The organism is Zunongwangia profunda SM-A87, assembly GCF_000023465.1.
GTDB classification, from domain to species: domain Bacteria; phylum Bacteroidota; class Bacteroidia; order Flavobacteriales; family Flavobacteriaceae; genus Zunongwangia; species Zunongwangia profunda.
In genome coordinates, this window is record NC_014041.1 from 4478675 (window position 1) to 4499961 (window position 21287).

Genomic DNA, 21287 nt, shown 5'->3' on the forward strand with positions numbered 1-21287 from the left:
AACGTATTTAGATTTACCGAATATTAATAGATTGTATTCGGTTTCGGAGTTTTTAAAACTTTATCTACTGGTTTTTTACTCATTTCGAATAACAACTCGCCTCCATCTACAATTTCATCATGCGTAATATAAGCACGATCCAGATCTTCTCCGTTTAACTTCACATTGGCCACAAACAGATTTCCGTCAGTGAAATTGGAGGTCTTGATATTGAATTTTTTACCGCCTGGTAGATTAATTTCAGCCGATTCAAATAACGGTGCACCCAACATATAAGTTCCCTGTGCTGCGTTTACAGGGTAAAAGCCCATCGAACTAAAGATATACCAGGAAGACATTTGCCCACAATCTTCATTCCCGCAGTGCCCGTTTGGTTCATTTTTATATTGTTCATTAAGGATTTGCCTAACCAGTTTCTGCGTTTCAGAAGGTTTACCGATATAATCATATAAATAGGCTACATGATGACTTGGTTCATTTCCATGTGCATACTGTCCAATCATTCCTGTACTAAAAATAGGCAACTTATCGTCTTCCGTAGGATGAAGAGAAAACATCGAATCCAATTTTTGCGTGAAGCGTTCTTCTCCACCGGTAGTTTTGATTAACCCCGGAATATCCTGTGGCACAAACCAGTAATATTGCCAGGCATTACTTTCACTAAAATAATCGGAGTAATCCTTGCTATTAAATCCTGCTATAAACTGACCATTTTTATCTTTTGCTCTAAAGAAGCTTGTCTTACTATCATAAGTGTTCTTCCAGTACCCAGAACGTTTTAAGAAATATTGATAATCGTCTTCTTTCCCCAAATCTTTGGCGAACATTGCAATACACCAATCGTCGTAAGCATATTCCAAAGTTTTAGAAACACTCCAATCGCCTTCCTTTTCTTCAGCGGGCACGTAGCCTTTTTCTGCAAAAACATCGATTTTTCTCGTGCTCGTCATTGCGCTGGCTTTGCAAGCTTCATAAGCCAGATTTGCATCAAAATCAAAACCTTTAAAATAAGCATCTACAATTACCGGAACCGAGTGATATCCTAACATCATATTGGTTTCATTTCCCTGCATCGACCAAACAGGCAATAATCCGGTTTCCTGGTAATGCGCCAACATCGATTTTATAAAATCTGGAACTCTTTCCTGCTGAATAATAGTATAAAGTGGATGTGCCGCCCTAAACGTATCCCAAAGTGAAAAGGTATCATAACGATTAAATCCGTTTGCATGTTCGATACTATCATTCGCACCTTTGTAATTTCCGTTAGGATCACTTAATAAAGTTGGTGCCAACATCGATTGGTACATCATGGTGTAAAACACCGATTTTTGATTGCTATCTGGTGTTTCTATCTTTATCTTCTGGAGTTCTTTTTCCCAAATATCATCCGCATTCTCACGATAGTTTTCAAAATTAAAATCAGGTGCTTCGGTTTCTAAACTGGCGTAAGCACCTTCTATATTTGCTGAAGACACTCCGGTTTTCACAACAATTTGTTCTTCTGAAGTTGTCTCGTAATTCAGGATGATTTTGGTGTTTTTAGCAGTGATTTCATTTGCTGGTACTTCTTCTCCACCTTCTAAAATCTCAAAATCCTTAAAAGCTTTAGAAAACTTCATTACAAAATACACTCGCTGGTCTTTTGCCCATCCCGTAGACTTTCGATAGCCCTCAATAACCGAATCATTGACGACTTTTATATGCGTATTGGTTGCTTTATCCCAGTTTAAAGCGTAACCAAGATCTACATGAATTTGAGACAGGGAATCTTTAGGAAATGTGAACCGCTGAATTCCGGTTCTTGGTGTTGCAGTGAGTTCTGCCTTAATATCATAATCTAAAAGCCGTACCGAATAATATCCCGGGGAAGCTACTTCCTTATCATGACTAAATGCAGAAAATGGTTTATGATTATTCTCTGGAATACGCTCAGAAAACTTACTGTTAGTTGGCATCACCAGAATATCATAAAGATCCCCGGCGCCAGTGCCTGTTAAGTGCATATGCGAAAATCCGGTAATAATAGAATCCTGATAAAAATATCCGGCTATACGATCCCAACCTCCAATACCAATATCAGGACTTAGCTGTACCATTCCGTAAGGTGTAGTGGCTCCCGGATAGGTATTCCCCGGTCCGTCTGTCCCTATAAACGGATTTACAAATGCTGTTAGTTTTTCATCTGATGTTGCACTGACTTTAGTTTCCTCTGTCTTGCAAGAAAAAATCATCAGTAATGCAGCTATTCCTAAGAATTTTAATTTCATTTTTTTAGCGGTTAGCTTTTAGCCTTCAGTTTTATTCTAAGTGATTAACTTTTTATACTTATATCTTAGAACCTAATCGAACTCCTTTCCTTTTTTCCTTAGGCATTCCTCTCCCTGCGGTCGTCGGATGCAATAAAAAGAAACAAAAAAGTCTAGGCTTATAAATCTTGAACTAAATTTATCCCTCAATCCTTAAATTTCAGAAACTCGACTACGTCTCAAACAGCCTGAAATTTTACGGAATTTTCGCTTCAAATTTCACGTTCAATTTTTGATAGGCCAGTTTTCATATCGATAATCCAATAATTCAGCATCAGATTAAACATATCCAAATGTTATCAAATTATCCTTCATCTATAGTATTATACTCGATTTTGTCATTTCGAGCGTAGTGAAACGGAGTCGAGAAATCTAATAATAGCCTGAGATTTCTCCATTACGCTGCGCTTCAGTGGCAATGACAGACCATTTCTATTATCTATAGAGAATTCATTCAAAACCGAATTTAGAAACTACTCTTCACTCGCCGCTTTCACTGCTTCCAGCTTCTCCTTGGTAAATGCCCCTCCATCAAAAAAAGACACTCCTTTAGCGCCGTTTGCTTTTGCCTGATTTATCGCTTCCGTAAGATCTTCAGGAGTCATTTCAGGAATATAAATTCCGGTGTGTAATTCAGTATTCTTGGCTTCTAAATCCTGTACTCCTTGTTTGGTTGCAAATCCAATCCAATCTAATTCTTCATTATAAAAATTGTTATAGATCATTGGTAATACATAATCAATATCCCATTTATCCCAACGCTGGCGCACCATATGATCAGCCATTTCTGGATAAGGGAATACTGCGGCACTAAGCTCTTTATTATTTTCATGAACAATTTTATAAGCATCATTCACAAGATCTCTAATCCTGTTTAATCGAAACTGCTTCCACTCCATATCAATTTGAGGGTCCTCTGTATCCCTAGGATCTTTGTGGTGCATTTCTTTAAACTTTGCAATACAAACATCACAGTAACAAAAATCGTATTCTGGCATTTCTGTAGTCTGCTCTAAATCGTATTTAGGCAATAAACCTATAGGAAGAAAAATATCCGGGAATCGTATATAATCCAAATGTACCGTTTCTACATCCTTAACTTTTGCAAGGCCTTCTACCAGGCTTAAAATATGATTTCTGGACTCTTCTCTGGTTGGACAAAGCCACTGATAATAATCTACGTAAGGACGATGATCAAAACAGGATTCGCCATTACGACTTACCTGGTACCACTCTGGATGTTGTAAGGCTACTTTGTCTCCCGGGCGGTTCACTGCCATAATCCATGCGTGAACTTCTAAACCTTCAGCTTTGGCAAGTGGTGTTAAACGAGAAAGTAATTCAGGATCGGTATCGGTATTAATCAACACGGCATCCAGCCCATTTTCTTTATATTTTTTAAATTCTTCAGTATAGGATTCATCTGTTCGGCTGGCATCTGCAGTAATCCACGTCCAGTATTTAAAATCTGAATCAGCATTAGTTTCGCTTTCAGTTCCTTCGCTAGCTTCGGCAGTATTAGCGTTAGCTTTTTGCATATTATCTAAACACGAAATGGTCGAAAAAGCGACCAATAACGAAAAAAGTAAAAATCTAAATTTCATACGATTAAGGTTTGTCTTGAAATTGCCCGTTTTGGGCAATAATTATTTGGTTAATTGAATAAACGATCCATCTTCTTTAATCAGGTATTTCTTTCCTGAAAAAGGACTTTCAACACTAAGATTATATCCTGAAGAATGGACTTCTATTTTCGGATTTAATTCTTTATTTAAAACAGAAACCGGCAAATCCTGAAGCTTTTCTACGGTATTTGCCCACTTTTGATGTTTTGAGTAATAATCTTTTTGCGCTCTGTATAAAGAATACATCGCCCAACGAATATGTTCGTCTTCCGGAATTTTAAATTCAATATTCTCTGAAGGCTTTTTATCACTAAAAAACACATAGCCCCAATGTTCGGGTTCATGCATATTAATCACACCTTGCGGCGACCAAACCCAGTTATATTCTGGTAGAAACCGGCCATTTTCATCTTTCTTTCTTGAATAATGACCATCTTTAAGATCATGATTCCAGTTTACACGAGAAAAATTAACACGCCAAAAATCATTCTGCGGAATTTTGCCATTGGCACTGGCTTCGGTTAAAACATCCCATGGCATAGCAATTTCTACTTCCCAGTATTGGTCTTTATCTGAAGCATCGTTTAAAGTGCCTTGAATATTCACAGCAGATTTAATTCCGTTAATATCCCAGTGATCAATCGCCGGACCGCCCTCACGATAAGCTTCAATAAGCATTAAATCCCAAACAGTATTCAAGGCATTTACCTCAAACTCTATATATTTTTGGGTATCCCCATCAGGATCAATAAAAACTTCGAAGTCGTTATTATAAAAAATTACCGTATCTCTTTGCTTTAAAGTAGCCCATATATGCGGTTCTTCTAATTTGGCGTAGATATAAAAATACTGATCGTCCCAAAGCATTTTTGCATTGGTTTTATACTTCGGGACTTTATCGCCTTCAATATCAATAAAATCAGCAGTCCATTTCGCCTCTTTCCAGCTAGATTCATCGGCTTTACCATCTATAACAATTTCTTCTGAAGTTTTATAAGATACGTAAGAACGCGGTGGCTCTTGTGCCAAAACATTTAGACAAAAAAGAGATCCGAAAATGGCTAAAATCGATTTCATTTTATAAACTGTTATTTTTTACAAAGTCTACTACTTCGCTAATTTTACCATAAGCAACACCTGTACAGGTATCAGCGGCCCCATAATACAAAGCTAACCTATCTTCTTCATGAGAATGTAATGCTGCACAAGGAAAAACCACATTTGGCACATCTCCGGTCAATTCATAAAGTTCTGCCGGAGCTAATAAATAAGGCTGCGAACGGTATTTTACTTTATCAGGTTCGTTTTCATCCAAAATGGCAGCACCTACCGAATATCTAAATCCATTACAAGTAGCGATAACACCGTGATAAAACAATAACCAACCTTCATCGGTTAAAATCGGCACGGGGCCGGCGCCGATTTTGGTGCATTGCCATGCACTTTTTTCAAACGGAGCTACTTTCATTACGCAACGATGCTCACCCCAGTATTTCATATCCGGGCTATAGCTAATGTAAATATCGCCAAATGGCGTATGCCCATTATCACTTGGGCGACTTAACATGGCATATTTACCATTGATTTTTTTAGGGAATAACACTCCGTTTCGGTTAAAGGGCAAAAAAGCATTTTCACATTGAAAAAATTCTTTAAAATCGAAGGTGTAAGCGATCCCAATAGTAGGGCCGTGATAACCATTACACCAAGTAATCCAGTATCGATCTTCTATAAAAGTTACCCTAGGATCGTATTTATAATCTGAATCGATCATTTGGGTATTCCCAGCCTGCATCTGGATTGGCTCGTGGTTAATATCCCAATTGATCCCATCTTTACTAAAACCGGCAAAAATATTCATTTGCACCGCTTTGTTATCACATCTAAAAACCCCGGCAAATCCATCTTCAAAAGGAACTACAGCACTATTAAAAATACTGTTTGAAGTAGGGATAGCATATCGATCGATAATAGGGTTCTCGCTATGTCTCCAAAGTACATCTTTACAATTTTCAGGTTTCTCCTGCCAAGGTATATTCTTCATCTTCTTCTTTTATTTTTATTCGAAAAATCGAGATTTTAGTGTTTTATCCCAACTATTAATCAGGTTATTTTATTATTTTCAACTATCGTCTGCACTGGTTTCAAGGTGCTTCACCTTATCCAGCCAGGTAAACTTCAATATCAAACTGCTTAACAGAAAAACCGCTAAGGTCACCCATGTTTTATTATAATCTCTCACCACTAAAAATATAGGTAACAGGATCATACTTGATTGCCAGATGATCCCAATAATACAATTGAACATATCCAGCCAAAAATCGTTATTTTTCTCTATCTGTTCTTCTGAATAATAATCCCTAACCGGCTTCCACCATCCCCAGGGATGTACATTGGTATAAAATGACTTTAAGGTGGCCATATCTGTAGGTTTGGTTAAGAATGTTCCCAGCAAAGATCCCAATACAGAAAACACCAAAATAATAGGGAATAAATAAATAGCTGGAATTTCTGAAAGCTCATGCATTAGCGTTCCTGCTTCTAAATTCGCTTTATTCTGATCTAAGAAAAACTGAAGTGTAGCAATGATCAAACCTGCCAACATTCCCCAAAAATATCCCCAGCCATTAAAACGCCACCAAACCCATTTTAAAAAGTTTGCGGCTACATACCCTCCATAAAGGGCACTGGTAATCCACAGGGTAATCGAGTTAATAGAATCTGCAAAAAAACCCATAATCACTCCCAGGGTAACCACTCCAAAAGAAGCGATGTGACTGGCTTTTACATAATGCCTATCTGAAGCCACGGGTTTAAAATATTTCTTATAAATATCATTCACAATATAAGCAGGCCCCGCATTTACAAAAGCTGAAAAAGTAGACATAAACGCGGCTAGCAATCCTGCCAGCAACAAACCTTTAATCCCAACCGGTACCCGGTTATTAATCACTTTTGGTAAAATAACCTCCAGGTCATTACCGGTAACCGCTCCTGCTTCAGCCATTTGTGGTGCGATAAAAGCCAATCCTATTAAAACAATCCCACCAATTAAAAGATAACGTGGAATAAATAGTACCAAATTGGTAAAACCACTCATATAAGCCGCATCTTTTACATTTCTGGTAGAAAGAATTCGTTGCATATCGTAACCCGGAGTTGGTCCGGCTACACTCGAAAAGAAACCTTTAAACAGCGTCATCCCGATAAAAGCACCAAACATTTTATATCCTTGTGTGTCTATAAGTCGGTTAAATTCCTGGTAATCCCCAGACCAAAAACCGGTAAGTTGATTGCCAAAAAACACATTTTTCCATTCTTCAGGGATAAGTTGATTAACCTCAACATCAGTAAATGCATAAAATGTATACCCTGCGACCAATACCCCGGCAAGTACCATAATTAAATATTGTAAAACCTCGGTAGTTACTACAGAGAACATTCCACCTTTAATGGTGTAAATCGTGGTAAAAAATATAATTAGTAAGGCGTAGGTCTGTTCTGAATTTAATAAGGTAGTTTGAGCAATAGTAAGGCTTACATCCCAGGGAAGGATTACCGTCATAAACTTACCGGCACCTTCAAAAAAATAGGCGATAAAACCTATAGATGCGACTACGGCAAAGATCGCTACGATTAAATGGGAAGCCCTGCCTGCTTTATCATCTCCAAAACGGGTAAGAATCCACTCTGATCCCGTCATTACTTTAGAGCGTCTAATCCAAACTGCCAGGAACATCATTACGAAGACCTGATTCCAGATAGGCCACATCCACATAAACATGAAGCTTTTCACCCCATATAAAAAAAGGATTCCTACCATCCAGGCGGTCCCGGAAACATCAAACATCCCTGACCCATTACTTAAGCCCAGGTAATACCACTTTATCGTTTTCCCTCCTAAAAAGTATGAATCCAGACCTGCGCTGGCTTTTTTAGAAACCCAAACTCCAACACCCAGGGTTAAAATAATATAAAGGATAATGATGGCTACATCTACTATATGCATTAATTCTGTTTATTTTTTGGCTACACCCCAGTTTTTATTCGGTTCGCTTCCCATCACAAACTCTAATGTGCCGCCGGCAAGAATCTGCTCGTGAGAAATTGTTGTAGTATTAAATTCTTTTCCGTTAAGCTTAGCTGATTGGATATAGAAATTTTCAGGAGATACATTTTCAGCTTTGATTACAAAAGTTCCACCATCTTGAAGATTAATCGTAGATTTTTCGAAAATAGGTGTGCCAATCTCATAGGTTGCACTTGCAGGACTAAAAGGGTATAATCCCATAGAACTCAAAACATACCATGCCGACATTTGCCCGGCATCCTCGTTTCCAGAAAGTCCGTTTGGTGTGATATTGTATTGCGTATTTAAAATCTCATGAACATAATATTGTGTTCTCCAGGGCTTCCCAGCTTTATTAAACAAGTAAGCGATATGATGACTTGGCTCGTTACCATGAGCATACTGCCCTATTAGTCCTGAAATATCTGCAGAAGTATGCTCTCCGGTAATTTCTGAACTTTCATTAAAAAGCTGCTCTAACTTTTCCGTGAATGGCTCGGTTCCTCCATGAAGTTCAATTAATCCTTGCGGATCATGAAGCACAAACCAGCTGTGTTGCCATGCATTTCCTTCAGTATAATCAGTATTTACACGATGTTGAGAATGCTTAGGATCAAATGGTAAATGCCATTCTCCTTTAGCAGACTTCCCTCTCATAAATCCGGTTTCGGGATCAAAAAGTTTTTTAAAACTTTCAGCTCTTTTAGAAAAATACTCGTAATCTTCCTGTTTACCTAATGCTTTGGCCATTTGTGCAACACACCAGTCATTATAAGCATATTCCAAGGTACTGGTTACCGATTCATTCCCTAAATCAAAAGGAATATACCCATATTCTTTCAATTCTTTAAGGCCACGCTGATCTTGCATCATGGTTGTTTTTAAAGCCTCAAAAGCACGCTCGGCATCAAATCCTTTTACCCCTTTAAAATAAGCTTCAACAATTACAGGAACCGAGTGGTATCCCGTCATAGTATTTGTTTCGTTTCCATAAAGCGTCCAAACCGGTAAAGATCCGCTTTCATCATAATAAGCAAGCATCGAATTGATAATATCTGGAACTTTATCGGGATCTGTAATAGTTAATAAAGGATTTTCTGCCCTAAAAGTATCCCAAAGTGACAGTGTAGAATAAGTTGTTCCATCAGCGCGGGAAATACTATCATTTTGCAATCGAAATTCACCATTTTTGTCACTAAATGTTACCGGTGATAATTTAGTATGATAAAGGGCAGTGTAAAAAATCTCTTTTAAAGAATCGATAGGAGTTTCTACTACAATGTCTGAAAGTGCCCCATTCCAGGTTTCTTTAGATTCTGATTTAATTCCTTCAAAATCGAAATTAGCATCACTGTCTAAATTTTCCTTTGCATTTTCTATGCTTACTGAAGATAATGCGACAGCAACCTGAAGTTTTTTATCTTTTTTATCAAAAAACAACTGTGCTGCAGTTTTTTTCCCATTAACTTCAGAAGCTTCAGAAAGCTTAGCTTCAGCATATAAATTAGAATTTATAACAGGTTTAGAGAATTTAGCTACAAAAAATACTTTCTGATTTTTGGCCCAACCTGTACTATGACGATAACCCGTAATAGTATTCTCGTTTTCTATTTTTATTGATGTTGATGTTGGCTCGTCCCAGTTGATAGCAAAACCAAGATCAATCACTACAGATTGCTCTTCTCCTTCTCCAAAGGTATAGTGGTGATAACCTGTTCTAAGAGATGAAGTAAGTTCTACGTTAATGTCAAAATCTTCTAAAAACAACTGGTAATAACCAGGTTTAGCAGTTTCGTTATCGTGAGAATATTTAGAGAGGTAAGGAATATCGTTCCTTTCTTTTACTGTTTTGGTTAAATCTATTTGTTTATTCACCGGCATAAAAAGAAGATCAGCAAGATCACCAATTCCGGTACCCGATAAATGCAAATGACCAAATCCCGCTACCAGTGAATCTGAATAGTGATATCCCGAACACCAGTCCCAACCACTTGTTCCATTATCGGGACTTACCTGCACCATCCCAAACGGGCGGCTGGCTCCCGGAAACGTGTGACCGTGACCACCGGTTCCTATAAAAGGGTTTACAATACCAACTAAATCTTCATTTTTTGAGGTTTCTTTTAGATTTTCTTCTCCTTCTTTTTTGCAGGATATTAAGAGTAAAAATGATGCAGTTATTATGCAAAATCGTTTTACCATAATCATTGATTTTTCGGATTTATTGTTGAGCCACCCCAACTTCTAAGCTAAATATTTATATATTCATCAACTATTAAAAAGATATTAGACCAATGACATATCTGAAAGGATAAACAACAAAATAGTTAATAAAAATATAAAAATTGGCTAGCACACATTCCATAAAAAATCTGTTTAAACTTTCAAGATTTGCAGATTATGAAATTAAGACTGTACACCATGTAATATTCTGGAGTATTTACTTTATTTTCAACACGTTAAGATGGGGCAGTTATTACGAAGATTATGCATTATCTATTAAAGGAAATCTTTTAGGCTTCCCAATACATATGTTCCTTTGCTATTTTACAATTTACTTCCTAATTCCTTCTTTTATTTATAAACGGCGATTTATTTTGTTTACGCTCTCATTGGTCATTACTATTTTTTGCATGGTAATCCTCAAATTTGAGCTTACTTATATTTTAATTAGTAATAACGTATGGCCAGAAGGTCCGGAAACTCATTCACTTACGGCTAACTACGTAATCCAGATGATGCTGGGGGAACTATATGTAATTTCATTTGTTACCGCTATTAAAATTACGATAGATTATATTTCTACCAACCAAAAAGCGGCAAAACTGGAACAATCCAAATTAGAAACCGAACTGCGTTTTTTACGTTCACAAATTTCACCACATTTTTTCTTCAATACCTTAAATAATATTTATGCGTTAACCTTAGAAAAATCAGACAAAGCTCCAGATGTCGTATTAAAACTCTCTGAGCTTATGCGGTATTTACTTTACGAGACAAAAAACAAACGACAAAGTCTGGAAAAAGAAATATTGTGCATCCAGAACTATCTTGATCTTGAGCGAATTCGCTACGGAGACAATTTGAATGTAGAAATGGAAATTTCTGGCGATATCTTAGGGAAAAAATTATCCCCAATGTTGCTTATCCCTTTTGTTGAAAATGCCTTTAAACATGGTGTAAACGAAAACATAGGAAATGTTTTTGTAAAGATCAAATTAAAAATTGAAGATGATTTTCTTTACTTTGAGGTCGCTAACTCTACGTCCCAAAAGCGAAAAATGAAACTCCCAAAAAAACTAAAGCCTTCTGGCGGAATAGGCATTAACAATGTAAAAAAGCGCCTGGAATTAGGCTACACCAAAGAAGAATACAAACTTGACATTGTTGAAAAAAACGGTCAATTTTTAATTCAATTAAAACTAAAACTAAAATGAGTCTTTCCTGTATCATAATTGATGATGAACCTTTAGCTATAAAGGTGATAAAAAACTATGTAGAACAGATAAAAGAGCTCTGCCTAAAGGAAACATTTACCAATGCGGTAGATAGTATGCATTATTTGCAGGAAAACGAAATCGATTTGCTCTTTTTAGATGTTAATATGCCACTTTTAGATGGATATAGCTTTTTAGAAAGTTTGCCTCATAAACCAAATGTAATAATTACCACTGCCCATGAAGAATATGCCGTAAAAGGATATGAATTAGAAGTACTTGATTTTTTAATAAAACCTATTCCCTTTCCCCGGTTTTTAAAAGCAGTCAATAAGGCTTTAAAATTAAAAAGTGAATTTCAGAATCCTTTAAAATCGACCGCTGAACCAGAACACATTTTTGTAAAAGTCGATAAAAAAAGAATGCGAAAAATCTACCTGAAAGATATCATGGTGATCGAAAGTTTAAAAGATTATATAAAAATTATTACCGCTACAGATAAACTTATCGTACATCAAACTTTAAGTAGCTTTACGGAAAGTTTACCACCGGATCAATTTATCAGAATTCATCGTTCCTACACCATCGCCATACCAAAAGTTGAAGCTATAGAAGGAAACAGCCTGGAGATTGGCGGTAGCCGCTATACTATTGGCCGTAGCTATATTAACGAAGCTAAAGATGCTATTTTAAAAAATGGGGATCAGGATTAATCCTGATCCTGTCTGGAACCCGATTTTAAAAAGTATTTGGGACTAACCCCGTATTTCTCCTTAAAAATTTTAGAAAAATAACTACGGTTATTTAAACCAATGGCCACCACAATCTCAGAGATATTTTTATCGGTATTCATTAGCATTTCTTTGGCAGCCTCCAATTTTCTATGCTGAATGTATTTGTTTACGGTAAGATCGTAAACATACTTAAAGCCTTCCTGAAGTTTATTTACGTTGGTTCCGGCCTCTTTGGCTAAAGCTTCCACGGTAAGATTACTCCCTAAGTCCCCTTCAATTCTTTTGGAAACATAATTCACTTTTTCGATATCCGATTTACGGAGAATTTGTGGCAGCTTATCTTCTGCTTCATCATCCTGATACTGGGCTATTTGAACCACCAACATTTCAAATGCCTTTCCTTCAAGGAAAATTGATCTCAAAAAACCGGTAAACTCTTTTGTTGCGATCTCTTCCATAAGATCAGCAGACTTTAAACTATAGTTGCCCTGATAAAAGAACTCTTTTTCAGAAACCTGATCTCTAAAAACCTCTTTAAGTTCTTCCTCTATCCCCTGAAACTGATAATTATCACGATGTGAAAAAATAGACCTGATAATTTCTAAACTTGAAACATGAGTTGCAACGTCTTTTTTAAAACTCAGTACATGCCCGTTATAACCACTACTGGACACAATAATATTCTGGAAACTGTCGATGGTATTTACCGTATTAGCATCTTCGAAACAATGATTTATACTCCCCTGAGAGCAAAAAATAAATTTTAATGGATGTATGCTATTTAAAGTGAAATGTATATCTATATCTTCATAGAACTTACAGTTATATGTGATAATACCAATACCCGAATCAAAGCTGGCTCCCCTAATATAACCTTCTCCTATACTTGAAGGAATTTTGAGAATAAGCTCTCCGGATCCATCGTTTACAGGAACATCAATACACTTAGAGATGTCTTTAATAATATCATTTACAGGTAAAGTATTAACGTCTATTCTCATAAAGTCTGCAGCGCTTTTAAAAACAAGCAGTTCGTGTAGTTACTAATTAATTGTCTATTTGCAAACGTTTAAATAAGCTTGCGACAGGTAAAATTAATATTTGAAGTTAATTATTTTTAACGATTTTTAAAGTTGTGCCTTATCAACTATTAGTTATGTGAAAAACGTTATTTATAATTAAAAACCAGCAATAATGCGGCATACTCCATAAAAAACAATCTTTATTTAATCTGCTAAACTGAACTTTTGCTTTTTGTTTTTGCCCTAATATACTTAAATTTAATTCAATATTAACATATGTGGTATGCTTTGATGGATGACATTTTAACAATTTTCTATAGATTTGGTTAATCTACACTTTTCACCCGGCTTAATTTCAATATTTTCTAACCCCTTTTCGCTTCGGAATTTTATATAGAAAAGCTATTCTTTAAAAATTAGATGACATAAATTGTATCTTTACATAAAACCTATTTTATGTCTAAAACATATTATGATCCTGCAGATTTAAGAAAGTTTGGTGAAATCACTGAATGGAGCGAAGAGCTTGGAAAAAAATTTTTCGATTATTACGGAAAAGTATTTGAAGAAGGCGCTCTTTCTGCCCGTGAAAAATCTTTGATTGCCCTGGCTGTATCTCATGTGGTTAAATGTCCTTATTGCATTGATGCCTACACCAAAGATGGCTTACAACGTGGTATCACTAAAGAAGAAATGATGGAGGCCGTGCATGCAGGAGCAGCTATAGAAAGTGGCGCGACTCTTGTACATGGTGTACAGATGATGAATAAGTATAAAAAGCTTAGCATGTAAACTTTTTAAGCAATACTGCATTGTTTCATCTGGCACAAATGACAAAACAATTATGATGTCTTTAAAATCCCTAAAAGCAAGAGAAGATGATTTATCCAGCCCACAACGGCAGCTGGAATTATTGAGTGAAGGTATTTTTGAAGAAGGAGAACTACCAACATTTAAAGATAAAATTGCCGAAAGTGGTCATTTTCCGCTTAAACCTAAAAAACTGGAAATCTTGCAACTCAATCTTGGTTACATGTGTAATCAGGTTTGCTCACATTGCCATGTAGATGCCGGGCCGGATCGCAAGGAAATCATGACCAAGGAAACTATGCTGCTGTGTCTGGAGGTGATCAAAAATACAGGAGCACATACTTTGGATCTCACAGGGGGCGCGCCAGAAATGAATCCTAATTTTAGATGGTTTGTAGAAGAAGCTTCAAAGGCAGGCATTAAAGATTTTATTGTACGATCTAATTTAACTATCATTTTAGCAAATAAAAAATTTCACGATCTCCCTAATTTCTTTAAAAAACATAATGTTCATGTAGTTTCTTCCTTACCTTTTTACAAACGGGAAAAAACGGACAAACAACGCGGAAATGGAGTTTTCGACAAATCCATAAAAGCACTTCAGCTCTTAAACGAAGTAGGGTACGCCCAACCGGACAGTGCTCTTAAATTAGATCTTGTCTATAATCCGTCAGGTGCATTTTTACCTACAAACCAGGCCGCAATGGAACATGATTTTAAAAAAGCGCTAAAAGAGGATTTTAATATCGATTTCAATAATTTGTTTGCGATCACCAATCTTCCTATAAGTCGATTTTTAGAATATTTAATCGCTTCAGAGAATTATGAAGATTACATGTATTCTTTGGTTGATGCTTATAATCCCGCTGCAGTAGAAAATGTAATGTGTACCAATACTATTTCGATCAGTTGGGATGGATGGCTTTACGATTGCGATTTTAACCAAATGCTTGATCTTAAAGTCAATTCTAAAGTAAAGCATATTAATGAGTACAACGAGGATCTGCTTAACGATAGAAACATTATCATTTCGCAGCATTGCTACGGATGTACTGCCGGGGCAGGAAGCAGCTGCCAGGGTTCTACTATTTAAGGCTTTTATCCTCAAATCAAGAAAATTATCTATGAGCTAGCCCATGAAGCTTTTCGCAGATTTTTTTTACAGGTCGCCCAATCCGGATAGCTATCTGAAAAACACCGTAGCTTTTATTCCCGATTATCACGTAAAAAAATAGCAATTTTAAATATCACCATTACAATTGCTTCTTTAAAACAGATTAAAAAGTGACAATAGGAGCTCCTATAAATTTCACACAAAATTAAAGGCGATTTTCATATAATCATAGTATCTTGCTGAGACTGTAAAAAAACTGAAGGCTTTTTTTAGCGTATTTATAAATCTAACCTTTATACTTAAAATATTATTTTTTGGGAGAAACAATTACTTCAAAAAATTTACTTTTAATCTTTACCCGCAATCCAGAATTTGGCAAAGTAAAAACCAGACTTGCCAGGGATATTGGCCATCAGGCGGCATTAGATATTTATAAATTTTTACTCGCACATACGGCGAAGATTTGTACTCCGCTAGATACCGAAAAAGCAGTTTATTATTCTGAGGAAATACCTAATAACGATCTTTGGAATGCTACAGTTTTTCAGAAGAAAAAACAGATTGGTGAAGATTTAGGCGAGCGTATGCAAAATGCATTTGCCGAAGGTTTCAATTTAGGATACTCAAAAATTATAATTATAGGATCAGATTTATACGATATCGAGACCAAAGATTTAGAGCAGGCATTTAAAGTATTAAACAATCATGAAATAGTTATTGGCCCAGCCGAAGATGGCGGGTATTATTTACTTGGAATGAAACAACTTCACCCAAAACTCTTTAAAAATAAAAACTGGGGTACCGCAACGGTACTGCAGGATACAATAAACGAACTTAAAAAATCAAATTATAAATTATTAGAAAAGCGGAATGATGTTGACCTGTATTCAGATATCAAGGATCATCCTGCTTTTATTCCATTTTTCAAGGTATGACAATGACAGATGCAATTCAGGAATCCACCGATTATTTAAAATCTAAAGGATTTGAAGCTCCCGAAATCGGAATCATTTTAGGAACCGGACTAGGGAAACTGGTGGATGAAATAGATATCGAGCACGAAGCCAGTTATAACCATATTCCTTATTTCCCTACTGCTACTGTAGAGTTTCATAAAGGAAAATTAATCTACGGTAGTCTGGAAGGAAAAAAAGTAGTGGTAATGCAGGGACGTTTCCACCTTTATGAAGGTTACACCTTACAGGATGTCACTTACCCGGTTAGGGTAATGAAGCGACTTGGAATTAAAAAATTACTGGTTTCTAATGCCGCTGGTTCTATTAATCTTGATTATAAAAAAGGCGAATTAATGTTAATCGACGATCATCTTAATTTCCAGGGAGGATCACCTTTAGCCTTTAAAGGGGTAGAAAAACTGGGAGAGCGTTTTGTAGATATGTCGCAACCTTACGACCCCAAAATGAATGCTACACTAGAAAAGATTGCAAAAAATAACCATATCAATTTACACAAAGGCATCTATGCTTCGGTTTTAGGCCCGCAATTAGAAACCAGAGCTGAATATCGATTCCTAAAAATAGCAGGAGCCGACGCCGTGGGAATGAGCACCGTTCCTGAGATTATTGTAGCCAACCATTTAAATATTCCGGTTTCCGCAGTTTCTGTAATTACAGATGAAGGAAATCCGGACGATTTAAAACCGGTAGATATTAGTGAGATTATAGCCATGGCCGAAAAAGCCGAACCACAAATGATTGTTCTTTTTAAAGAACTTATCAAAACGCTTTAATACATATGAGCAATTATTTAGAAACCACAAAGGATGTTTATAAAGATGCAGCGCTTACACCAGATGTTGGGCTTTGCTGCACTACAAATCCTATTTGGGAGTTACCGGGCTTAAAAATACCGAAGATCATGCAAGAAATGAATTACGGTTGCGGCAGCACGGTTCATGCTCGTGACCTTTCCAATAATCCGCGTATTCTATATGTTGGTGTTGGGGGAGGTATGGAATTATTACAATTCGCTTATTTTTCAAGACAGCCTTACGGAGTTATAGGCGTGGATGCCGTTGATGAAATGTTGGAAGCTTCCAGAAAAAATTTCAAAATTGCTAAAGAACAAAACGAATGGTTTAACCCAGATTTTGTGGATTTAAAAAAGGGAGATGCGCTTCATCTCCCGGTAAAAGATAATTCGGTTGATGTAGCCGCACAAAACTGCTTATTCAATATTTTTAAAGCTGAAGACCTTAAAAGAGCAATAGAAGAAATGTACCGTGTTTTGAAGCCAAATGGTAAACTTGTTATGAGTGATCCTACTTGCGAGCAGCAAATGAATGAAGAGCTACGAAATGATGAACGATTAAGAGCCTTATGTCTTAGCGGAAGTTTACCAATTAAAGACTACGTAAAAGCACTAACCGATGTTGGTTTTGGCACTATAGAGATTAGAGCCAGAAAGCCATACCGGATTCTGGATCCTAAACATTACCCAACTAAGGAATTGATTTATATCGAATCTATAGAAGTAGCGGCTATCAAAGACCCTATGCCAGAAGATGGTCCTTGCATTTTTACAGGAAAAGCAGCAATCTATTACGGAGAGAGCGACCATTTTGATGACAAAAAAGGACATATTCTTTTAAAAAATCAGCCTTTAGCGGTTTGTGACAAAACAGCAAAAGCTTTAAAAGATTTGGAACGAGATGATATTTTTATTAGCGAATCTACTTTTCACTACGATGGTGGAGGTTGTTGCTAAACACAAAATTTAAACTGAAAATTGCGCAGCATGAAAAATTACATTCTACTTAAGCGAATATTGATTATGGCCATTTTCCCTATTGGTTTAAGCAGCTGCGCCTTATTTTCAGCGGCAGGATTTTCCAGTAAAGGATTACCACACACCAATGTAAAAGGCGAATTAATTTCAACAATTTCTAACACTTCAACGAATATTGATCATTCTACCTGGCATAATTTACTACAAAAATATGTGGATGAAAAAGGTATGGTAAATTACAAAGGCTTCAAAAATGATCGAAAGGCATTTGATAAATACATAAAAATGCTTTCAGAAAACCGTCCAGATCATACCTGGTCTGTCCAGGAGCAACTATCGTATTATATCAACGCATACAACGCCAATACGGTAAAACTTGTTTTGGACAATTATCCCCTTAAATCTGTACAGAGTATCGATGGTGCTACCACCAAAGAATTTGTAAGTATGGGAACCAAACAAATTTCACTGGGCGCCTTAGAAAATAGTATTCTAAGAAGAATGAACGAGCCCCGGGTTAATTTTGCCATCTGCAAAGCAGCCATATCCAGCCCAAGACTGTTAAATGAAGCTTATACCGCTGATGCTATTAATGAACAACTGGAATATGCTACCCGGTCTTTTATCAATTCGCCTAAAAATATTATCAAACCAGAATCGGCTCAGCTTTCCAGACTTTTCGATTGGTACAGTGGTGATTTTACCGGTGGTAGTATCACTATTGGTGAATATATTAATCGCTACAGCGAGGTGAAAATGAAAAACTGGAATAACATTTCATTTAAAGAATATAACTGGAATTTGAACGAAAAGCAGTAAAATCTACTCTAACTTTTCGGAGTACTTGCTGTAATTCGACTTTAGGATTTTTTCTGCCATTTTATTTTGTGGGGTAAACTGGTCGTTTTGCTTTCCTCCGGCACGTTCATGATCGTGATGCCATTTCCAAAGAAAACCACCGGCAAACCATTTTTCCGGCCAAAACTCATCATAAATCACCTGTAATGCCTTTACCTGTAATTCTTCGTTTAAATATTCTGGAAGCTCATCTCCTCTTCTTCTAGAGGAAGCCAGCCACGGCTCTTTTGTTGCAAAATCCACATTTCTATACCCATATTCTGTAAACAGCACCTGCTTTTTAGTTGCTGAAGATAAATTTTGCAGCATTTTTTTATGTGATTCCCACCCCTTACTTAACTCAGCCTCTGTAGGATTTTCTTCTTCACTCACCGGAAAATAAGCATCGACACCAATAAAATCGAGTTGATCCCAAAACTGAAATTGGTCAACTTTATCCCAGTTTTCAGCATACGTGATCTTTCCTGAATATACATTGCGCACTTCAGCGATCATCTTTTGCCAAAATTCAGGTCTTTTTTCAGTAAAATTATAAAGCTCGGTTCCAATACAAAAAAGTGAAATTTGTCTTTGTTCGGCCAGTTCGGCATACAATAAGATATATTCCAGGTAGCTATTTTCAAAAGTTTGCCAATCTTTATCTGATGTCATATTAAGATCGCCGGTAAATTCATCATGCCAAATCCATATTTGAGGTTTAATCATCACCTTTAGCCCATTTCTCTGAAGTAACTGAATACTTTGTTGTACACCACCTACCCGTTCTCCCCACCACTGCCGCTTATTATTAAAATGCAACTCTGGACTTTTTAAATCTTCAAGAAAAGCAAAAGGCATCAAGGCTATAGTATTTGCATTTACATTTTTTAGCGGAAGAATATGCTCGATTTTTAGTGAATCCCGGGAGGCTACTAAACTTAATCCGTTATACTTTAGCTTCGGAAAATCTGGCTGGTAGCTACAAAAGATAAAAAGCAAGGAAACAATAGCCAACCAAAGTTTAGATTTCATTCAATTCTTTTTAATTTTCGAGTTATAATATAAAGTATATCAGTACTAATATCAATATTCGACAAAAATCTGGTTTGTTTTTAAATCGGGTTTCTACAATTTTAAGTTAAGATACTTCTTTATTTGCGACTAATTTTAAATATTACCCCGAAATTAGGGCTTGATTAATTAACACCATATTGGTTTTGAACCAAATTAAATTTCATTAAAATTATCAAGTAATATCTAAAGCATGGAGCATATTGTTATTTTAGGTAACGGAATTTCTGGAATTACCACGGCTCGCCACATTCGAAAGCGATCTGATAAAAAAATCACCGTAATTTCTGCAGAAAGTGATTACTTTTTCTCGCGTACCGCACTGATGTATGTATACATGGGTCACATGCAATGGAATCACTTAAAACCATATGAAGATTGGTTTTGGAAGAAAAACCGAATCGATCTAAAAACCGGTTGGGTACAGCAAATCGATTTTGCTCAAAAAACACTTCATTTTAAAAATGGTGAAACGCTTGATTATGATAAACTGGTTTTAGCAACCGGATCTATACCGAACAAATTTGGTTGGGAAGGTGAAAATCTAGAAGGTGCACAAGGATTAGTTTCTAAACAAGATCTAGAGTTACTGGAAAAAAATACCAAAAACTGTAAAAAAGCAGTTGTTGTAGGTGGCGGACTTATAGGTGTTGAGCTTGCTGAAATGCTTCGCACTCGTAATATTGCAGTTACGATGTTGGTTCGTGAAAAAGCTTTCTGGCATTCGGTATTACCTTTTGAAAATGCTAAGATGATTGCTGAACATATCAAATCTCATGGTATTGATTTACGAACAGAAACCGAACTCGATAAAATCATTCCTGATGAAAACGGAAGAGTAAAAGCCATCATGACTAAAAGCGGTGAACAAATCGATTGCCAGCTTGTAGGTTTATGCGCCGGTGTTCGACCAAAAATCGATTTTTTAAAAGATTCTGGTTTAGCAATCAACAAAGGAATTTTAGTAAACTCTTATTTAGAAACTAATATCCCCAATGTTTACGCTATTGGTGATTGTGCCGAGCAGCAGGAAGCGATTGGCCAGCGAAAACCAGTTGAAGCGGTTTGGTATACTGGCAGAATGATGGGCGAAACTCTAGCACTTACACTTACCGGAAAAAAATCTCGATATAATCCGGGAAATTGGTTTAATTCGGCTAAATTTTTTGATATCGAATATCAAACCTACGGTTGGGTATGGCCAAAACCTAAAGAAAACGAGCAGCATTTTCACTGGCAGCATAAAGATGGCACTAAAGCGATTACTATAAGTTTCGATAGATATACGAATCAGTTTTTAGGGATAAATACCTTCGGAATTGGAATGCGACATGAAGTTTTAGACCGTTGGCTTACTGAAAAACGAAAGATCAATTACGTTCTCGCCAATCTAAAACAAGCTAATTTTGATCCTGAATTTTATAATCGGCATGAGGCAACAATTTTCAAAAGTTTTAAATCAGTTTTAATGAAGCAAGAATAAGACTACGCGGCAAACCAAACCTCACAGG

The 21287-nt window shown here is 36.5% G+C and carries 17 protein-coding genes; 9 read left to right on the plus strand and 8 right to left on the minus strand.

Translation table 11 applies throughout. The annotated features are described in order from the left end of the window. Positions 1–23: 23 nt before the first annotated feature. From ZPR_RS19750 to ZPR_RS19775, 6 genes are all read right to left on the minus strand, one after another. Entirely contained in the window at positions 24–2270 is a 2247-nt protein-coding gene (locus ZPR_RS19750) for a GH92 family glycosyl hydrolase (protein ID WP_013073560.1), read from the minus strand. 512 nt (positions 2271–2782) lie between these two features. Continuing rightward, entirely contained in the window at positions 2783–3913 is a 1131-nt protein-coding gene (locus ZPR_RS19755; protein WP_013073561.1) for a family 10 glycosylhydrolase, read from the minus strand. Between the two features lie 42 nt (positions 3914–3955). Next, on the minus strand, positions 3956–5011 hold the full coding sequence (locus ZPR_RS19760; protein ID WP_013073562.1) for a carbohydrate-binding family 9-like protein: 1056 nt from the start codon (positions 5009–5011) through the stop codon (positions 3956–3958). A 1-nt stretch (position 5012) separates the two neighbouring features. Continuing rightward, positions 5013–5978 (minus strand): glycoside hydrolase family 130 protein, encoded by a 966-nt coding sequence (locus ZPR_RS19765; protein WP_013073563.1) that lies wholly within the window; start codon positions 5976–5978, stop codon positions 5013–5015. Positions 5979–6056: 78 nt separating this feature from the next. Then, entirely contained in the window at positions 6057–7943 is a 1887-nt protein-coding gene (locus tag ZPR_RS19770; RefSeq protein ID WP_013073564.1) for a sodium:solute symporter family protein, read from the minus strand. Positions 7944–7952: 9 nt separating this feature from the next. Beyond that, positions 7953–10211 (minus strand): GH92 family glycosyl hydrolase, encoded by a 2259-nt coding sequence (locus ZPR_RS19775; protein WP_013073565.1) that lies wholly within the window; start codon positions 10209–10211, stop codon positions 7953–7955. 137 nt (positions 10212–10348) lie between these two features. Between ZPR_RS19775 and ZPR_RS19780 the strand changes: the two genes are divergently transcribed. Continuing rightward, positions 10349–11440, plus strand: a complete 1092-nt coding sequence (locus ZPR_RS19780) for a sensor histidine kinase (protein ID WP_148211774.1) — start codon at positions 10349–10351, stop codon at positions 11438–11440. Next, positions 11437–12153: a LytR/AlgR family response regulator transcription factor gene (locus tag ZPR_RS19785; RefSeq protein WP_013073567.1), complete on the plus strand. Its 717-nt coding sequence runs from the start codon at positions 11437–11439 to the stop codon at positions 12151–12153. Before ZPR_RS19780 ends, ZPR_RS19785 begins: the two co-directional genes overlap by 4 nt. Here ZPR_RS19785 and ZPR_RS19790 read toward each other — a convergent pair. Then, the gene (locus tag ZPR_RS19790; protein ID WP_013073568.1) at positions 12150–13175 is read right to left on the minus strand and encodes a helix-turn-helix domain-containing protein; all 1026 of its coding nucleotides are present in this window, start codon (positions 13173–13175) and stop codon (positions 12150–12152) included. The two genes, ZPR_RS19785 and ZPR_RS19790, sit on opposite strands and share 4 nt — an antisense overlap. A 477-nt stretch (positions 13176–13652) precedes the next feature. On the opposite strand from ZPR_RS19790, the gene ZPR_RS19795 reads away from it, so the two are divergent. From ZPR_RS19795 to ZPR_RS19820, 6 genes are all read left to right on the plus strand, one after another. Continuing rightward, on the plus strand, positions 13653–13988 hold the full coding sequence (locus tag ZPR_RS19795) for an arsenosugar biosynthesis-associated peroxidase-like protein (protein WP_013073569.1): 336 nt from the start codon (positions 13653–13655) through the stop codon (positions 13986–13988). Between the two features lie 55 nt (positions 13989–14043). After that, entirely contained in the window at positions 14044–15099 is a 1056-nt protein-coding gene (gene arsS / locus ZPR_RS19800) for an arsenosugar biosynthesis radical SAM (seleno)protein ArsS (protein WP_041579215.1), read from the plus strand. A gap of 335 nt (positions 15100–15434) precedes the next feature. After that, positions 15435–16055 carry a TIGR04282 family arsenosugar biosynthesis glycosyltransferase gene (locus ZPR_RS19805; RefSeq protein WP_013073571.1) on the plus strand — a complete coding sequence of 207 codons (621 nt, stop codon included), beginning with the start codon at positions 15435–15437 and terminating at the stop codon, positions 16053–16055. Between the two features lie 2 nt (positions 16056–16057). Then, positions 16058–16870: a purine-nucleoside phosphorylase gene (locus tag ZPR_RS19810; protein WP_013073572.1), complete on the plus strand. Its 813-nt coding sequence runs from the start codon at positions 16058–16060 to the stop codon at positions 16868–16870. Positions 16871–16875: 5 nt separating this feature from the next. After that, positions 16876–17847, plus strand: coding sequence for an arsenosugar biosynthesis arsenite methyltransferase ArsM (arsM, locus tag ZPR_RS19815; RefSeq protein ID WP_013073573.1), 972 nt, complete (start codon positions 16876–16878; stop codon positions 17845–17847). Between the two features lie 30 nt (positions 17848–17877). Beyond that, positions 17878–18687 (plus strand): DUF547 domain-containing protein, encoded by an 810-nt coding sequence (locus tag ZPR_RS19820; RefSeq protein WP_041579216.1) that lies wholly within the window; start codon positions 17878–17880, stop codon positions 18685–18687. A gap of 3 nt (positions 18688–18690) precedes the next feature. On the opposite strand, the gene ZPR_RS19825 is transcribed toward ZPR_RS19820, so the two are convergent. Next, positions 18691–19737, minus strand: coding sequence for a glycoside hydrolase family 113 (locus ZPR_RS19825; protein ID WP_013073575.1), 1047 nt, complete (start codon positions 19735–19737; stop codon positions 18691–18693). A gap of 232 nt (positions 19738–19969) precedes the next feature. Here ZPR_RS19825 and ZPR_RS19830 point away from each other — a divergent pair, with 232 nt between their 5' ends. Continuing rightward, a complete protein-coding gene (locus ZPR_RS19830; RefSeq protein ID WP_013073576.1) occupies positions 19970–21259 on the plus strand; it encodes an NAD(P)/FAD-dependent oxidoreductase in 1290 nt (429 codons plus the stop codon). Positions 21260–21287: the final 28 nt, after the last annotated feature.

Bases quoted from the DNA above. Each gene is read 5' to 3' on its own strand.
- ZPR_RS19790 (WP_013073568.1), bottom strand. From the start codon at position 13,175: ATGAGAATAGACGTTAATACTTTACCTGTAAATGATATTATTAAAGAC.
- ZPR_RS19775 (WP_013073565.1), bottom strand. From the start codon at position 10,211: ATGATTATGGTAAAACGATTTTGCATAATAACTGCATCATTTTTACTC.
- ZPR_RS19810 (WP_013073572.1), top strand. From the start codon at position 16,058: ATGACAGATGCAATTCAGGAATCCACCGATTATTTAAAATCTAAAGGA.
- ZPR_RS19820 (WP_041579216.1), top strand. From the start codon at position 17,878: ATGAAAAATTACATTCTACTTAAGCGAATATTGATTATGGCCATTTTC.
- ZPR_RS19795 (WP_013073569.1), top strand. From the start codon at position 13,653: ATGTCTAAAACATATTATGATCCTGCAGATTTAAGAAAGTTTGGTGAA.
- ZPR_RS19755 (WP_013073561.1), bottom strand. From the start codon at position 3,913: ATGAAATTTAGATTTTTACTTTTTTCGTTATTGGTCGCTTTTTCGACC.
- ZPR_RS19765 (WP_013073563.1), bottom strand. From the start codon at position 5,978: ATGAAGAATATACCTTGGCAGGAGAAACCTGAAAATTGTAAAGATGTA.
- arsS (WP_041579215.1), top strand. From the start codon at position 14,044: ATGTCTTTAAAATCCCTAAAAGCAAGAGAAGATGATTTATCCAGCCCA.
- ZPR_RS19825 (WP_013073575.1), bottom strand. From the start codon at position 19,737: ATGAAATCTAAACTTTGGTTGGCTATTGTTTCCTTGCTTTTTATCTTT.
- ZPR_RS19830 (WP_013073576.1), top strand. From the start codon at position 19,970: ATGGAGCATATTGTTATTTTAGGTAACGGAATTTCTGGAATTACCACG.
- ZPR_RS19770 (WP_013073564.1), bottom strand. From the start codon at position 7,943: ATGCATATAGTAGATGTAGCCATCATTATCCTTTATATTATTTTAACC.
- arsM (WP_013073573.1), top strand. From the start codon at position 16,876: ATGAGCAATTATTTAGAAACCACAAAGGATGTTTATAAAGATGCAGCG.
- ZPR_RS19750 (WP_013073560.1), bottom strand. From the start codon at position 2,270: ATGAAATTAAAATTCTTAGGAATAGCTGCATTACTGATGATTTTTTCT.
- ZPR_RS19760 (WP_013073562.1), bottom strand. From the start codon at position 5,011: ATGAAATCGATTTTAGCCATTTTCGGATCTCTTTTTTGTCTAAATGTT.
- ZPR_RS19785 (WP_013073567.1), top strand. From the start codon at position 11,437: ATGAGTCTTTCCTGTATCATAATTGATGATGAACCTTTAGCTATAAAG.